General features: G+C 60.4%; 2 protein-coding genes. One reads left to right on the top strand and one right to left on the bottom strand.

What is annotated here, in order from left to right; translation table 11 throughout:
- Positions 1 to 61 precede the first annotated feature (61 nt).
- The gene (locus tag AC1DY5_RS47220; RefSeq protein ID WP_478121272.1) at positions 62 to 1,402 is read left to right on the top strand and encodes a metal-dependent hydrolase family protein; all 1,341 of its coding nucleotides are present in this window, start codon (positions 62 to 64) and stop codon (positions 1,400 to 1,402) included.
- A 1,941-nt stretch (positions 1,403 to 3,343) separates the two neighbouring features.
- Here the strand turns inward: AC1DY5_RS47220 and AC1DY5_RS47215 are convergent.
- Positions 3,344 to 3,576, bottom strand: a 233-nt coding sequence (locus AC1DY5_RS47215) for a hypothetical protein (protein ID WP_478121271.1), incomplete at its 5' end; no start/stop codon positions are given.

Below are 3,576 nucleotides of genomic sequence, written 5' to 3'. Positions count from 1 at the left end.
TCCACGCATCGCTCCGCTGATTTCTTAACCCATTGCCGGCGATCAGCCGGAGGAGACAAGTATGAACCGCATCGCATTCACCAACGTCCGCATCTTCGACGGCACCGGCGAAGACACCTATCTGGGCGACGTCCTCGTCGAAGGTAAGCGCATCGTCGAAGTGACCCGCGCACCGAAGCGCGTGAGCACCGACGACGCACGCGTCATCGAAGGCCGGGGCCGCTTCCTGATGCCCGGCATGACCGAGGCGCATACGCATTTCTCGTGGAACGACCAGCCCTCGCTGGCCGCCATCCAGTTCATGCCACCCGAGGAGCACATGCTGTGGTGCGTGCGCGTGGCCAAGCGATATCTCGACATGGGCTGGACCTCGGCGGTCGGCGCGGCCGCCGCCAAGCCTCGGCTCGACGTGGTGCTGCGCAATGCGATCGATGCCGGCGAATTCCCCGGCCCGCGCTACCTTGCAGGCAGCCAGGAGATCACCACCATCGGCGCTCTCGGCGACAACACGCTGCCGCACATGAAGTTTGAGGAACTGAGCTTCGGCAGCGTGTGCAGCGGCCCTGAGGACATCCGCAAATCGGCGCGCACCTTCATCAAGTACGGCGTCGACCACCTGAAGATCAACCTGTCCGGCGAATACATCGCCGGCCTGCCGGCCGAGATGTCGCCGTTTGCCGAAGACGAGGTGGCGATGCTGGCGCAGGAGGCCAAGCGCTACGGCAAGCGCATGGCCGCGCACGCCCGGTCGAGCGAGTCGGTGAAGCAGTGTGTTCGGCATGGCATCGAGATGGTCTATCACGCCAGCTTCGCGGATGAAGAGGCGCTCGACATGYTGGAGGCCGCGAAAGACAAGCACTTCGTAGCGCCGGGCATCGGTTGGCTCATTCGCACGACCTACAACGCCGCCGAGTTCGGCATCACCGAGGCCATCGCGACGCAGATGGGCTACAAGCGCGAGTTGGAGATTGCGTCCGCATCGCTGCGCAAGATGCACCAGCGCGGCATCCGCATCCTGCCGGGCGGCGACTACGGCTTCGCCTGGATGCCGCATGGCACCAATGCCAACGACCTCCAATATTTCGTGGACTACATCGGCATGACGCCGAAGGAAGCCTTGCTCGCTGCAACGAAGCTGGGCGGCCAGATCATGCTGCGCCCCGACGAACTCGGTCAGTTGAAGGCCGGCTTCCTCGCCGACATCGTGCTGGTCGATGGTGACCCGTTGAAGAACCTTGCCCTGTTGACCGACCCGGCCAAGGTTCAGCTCGTGATGAAGGATGGCGTGATCTACAAGGACTGCGCGACACCTGTTCCGGCGGAAGCGGCGTTGCATCTGGATGGCGCAAGTACGCCACTGCGCGACGAAGGGGTGAAAGAGGGGATTGCTGAAATGAATTGACCAAACCCATGCGCGGCGCATCGAACGCGCCGCGCGCACGCATTGTGAGTGAGACCAGTCATAGCAGGTGGGCTTACCTCTGACCGGTCATGGCCGCCGGGACCGCCTGTTCCCGAGGCGCGCTGACAGCTGCCATTGGACAACCAGGCCATCGGCCCGAAGGAGCGCTGACGGGTTCGGCTGCGAACTCACAGTCGCGGCCATAACCGGACATACGCACCCGCCTCCGAAATGAACCGGGAACCGACGTTGCGGGCGTGGCCCAGGACCTTCAAACAGATAAGGTCGAGGCGGTAAATCCGAGCCCGAGAGCGAAGCTACTCCGGAAACGCAATGGATCTGAGAGGCGATCTGATTCCGCCGCGCAGAGCCAGCGCCGGGGTGGTGCACCGCCGGCCGCTCTTGGCAATCACGCGGGTCACTTCGACTGAGCCAAATCGGTGCGGTGGATGACCTGTACGCCTCCTGGAAAGGAAAATGCTCCGGTAAATGAACCGATCGTTCCAGAAATGGTCTCCGTAAGACTATCGGGCTGGGTTTTGTATTTTAGTGTGTACCCGATGCTGTCATTCGTGGTTGTGCCGTTGCCGCTATTGGAATCATGGTATTGCCCGTCGGGACTCCCGGTGAGGTTTAAGACAAGTGTGGATGGGGAGCTGAAGAAGCAGCTGGGATCCGCAGAACTGAGCGTGCCCCGGACGGTCAAGTTCCAAGCATGCTCGTCCACGGCAACAATGTTCGCAAATGCCGGCCCGGAACAAGAAATAAATTGAATTGTTCCCAACTCGAAATCAAAAATAGTGGCCGAAAAAACCCTTGCATGACTCCAGTTTGGTCATCATAAGCTTGCGCGGCAAAAGGGTGCATGATTTTCTGTCGCATCCTTGCCCGCTGGCCGCCCTTGAGCTCGTCCTGAACTTCGCGACCTGGGTCCCGCCAGGCACAGGTTGCCTACCGAAAGCCGACTGTGAAGCGATAAGCAAAGCAGAGGCGATGCATGCTGTCAAATTGCGGATTCTCACGATGACCTACTCGTCAACATCTACTGTTCTTTGCATGCTTGGCTTTAGATGCACCAATGCCGTGCGCATCCATATGCGGCATTGGCACAAAAGCCAAGGCCAGCGGATGATTTCTTTGGCTTCGCGCCGTTGTACGCTGCGTCAATATTTAATATTTGCGTCCAAAATATCAAATGCGCGAGACGCCGAATCGAATAATCTAAGAAGGCGATGATTATTTTAGATTATTAAACGAGTGAGGTAGCCTTCCGCATGGAGCCACGGCCGCCAGGCGCCTACGGCGGCACTTCCGTGATCGAAAGGCTCTTCGGGATGTGTGGAAATTGACAGAGCCTGGAAATTCCTGTCGGAACGGGCTGCCGCCAATTTGCGTATGCGCCTGGGTCGACCCGAATCCGTAAATTCGTCCGAATTCCTATTTCAACCCTGCCACCTGAAGAAACATGACCCATCTCGATGATCCTCTGGCCCTCACGGGAAGCACGGCGAGCGTTCAGCGCCACGGCAGCGGCGAGCAGCAGCTCGCCCTTGCCAACAAGCGCTTGACGCTTGACGTTAGGCGAGTCAGGACATCGCCGCGTCGAGTGATTGAGAGCAGTTCCGCAGCGCCTGACGCGCCGGCATGGCCGAAGACACTGCGGCGGCCGGCATTACGCTTCCCCCACCGATGCGGCCTTCGCGCCTACGGCTGAGACGTCGCCGCATCGGACCCATAGCAGCTGTACACGCCATCCGTGCCCAGCCACACCCGCCACCGGGCTGATCTCCGATACCGAACCCACTCGAGACCGGAAATGCGCCCGGCCGCGTCACTCGGCGGGGTGTCCAGAGGCGGCAGTGGACTGGTCGGAGGCGCTCCGTTCGCGRCCACTCTGCCCACGGGAATTCATTCGCCACCGGAAGCCCTCCGGGCGCGGGCTCAGATGTTGTCCGGTCGCGGAAATGCTTCGGTGGCGGAAATGTTTCTCTGTGGCGGCTCAACCCTGCGTCCGCTTGGTGCGTATCCTTGCTTCTGCGTTTTCCCGATGGGGTATTTATCTTGTCGCGCGTCTGGATCACACTCCGTGTTGGCGGGCGCAAAGCGCCCATTTCCCATCCACCAGCCATAAAGGCCAGCCATGAACGACACGAGATTCCGGTTTGGGCGCGCAC

The organism is Variovorax sp. P4_D9, assembly GCF_056401695.1.
Note: the sequence above shows the minus strand (reverse complement) of the source record. Positions and strands in the feature narration are given on the sequence as shown.